Consider the following 813-nt stretch of genomic DNA (forward strand, 5'->3'; position numbering starts at 1 on the left):
TTGTCGCTGACCACCATGCATGGATAGCCACGCACCTGGGCGATGTTATCGAGCTCGCGGCTAACGCGCTGCCCCGACAGGGAGGTGTCCACGACCGTTGCCAGGCATTCTCTGCTGAAGTCGTCGATAACGCAGAGCACGCGGAAGCGGCGGCCGTCCGAGAGGCTGTCCGAGACGAAGTCCAGAGACCATCGCTGGTTCGGCCCTTGCGGTATCGCCATCGGCGCCCGTGTACCGATGGCACGCTTTCGACCGCCACGCTTGCGCACTGTCAGCCCCTCTTCGCGGTAAATCCGGTAGAGTTTCTTCCAGTTCACATGCCAGCCCTCGCGCCCGAGCAAGAGGTGCAGCCTTCGATAGCCGAACCGCCTTCGCTCCCCGGACAGTTCTTTCAGCCTTTCCCGCAGCTCGGCGTCCCCTGACCTGGTTGATCGTCGGCGATAGACGCGCGGATCAATCCCGACCAAGGCACAGGCTCGCCGCTGGTTGTAGTTCTTCTCTGTCATGGCCCAGTCCACAGCTCTCCGCCTTGCACCGGGCTTCAGAAGTTTTTTCCCAGCATTTCCTTTAGCGTGGCGACGTCGAGCATATGTTCCGCCAGCATCTTCTTCAGCTTGGCGTTCTCGGCCTCAAGCGCTTTCAACCGCCTGGCCTCAGACACTTCCATGCCGCCATACTTCGAGCGCCATTTATAGAAGGTCCCATCGCTGATGCCGTGCTTCCGGCACAGCTCCTTCGCGCCGAGCCCTGCCTGGTGCTCCTTCAGGATGCCAATAATCTGTTCTTCGCTGAAACGGCTTCTCTTCATCTTTT

General features: G+C 60.1%; 1 pseudogene. It reads right to left on the reverse strand.

Annotated elements, in window-relative coordinates:
• A pseudogene (locus tag O4H31_RS19475) lies at positions 1-808 on the reverse strand (IS3 family transposase); the annotation flags it as partial.
• Positions 809-813 lie beyond the last annotated feature (5 nt).

The organism is Sulfitobacter dubius, from assembly GCF_027214245.1.
GTDB classification, from domain to species: Bacteria; Pseudomonadota; Alphaproteobacteria; order Rhodobacterales; family Rhodobacteraceae; genus Sulfitobacter; species Sulfitobacter dubius_A.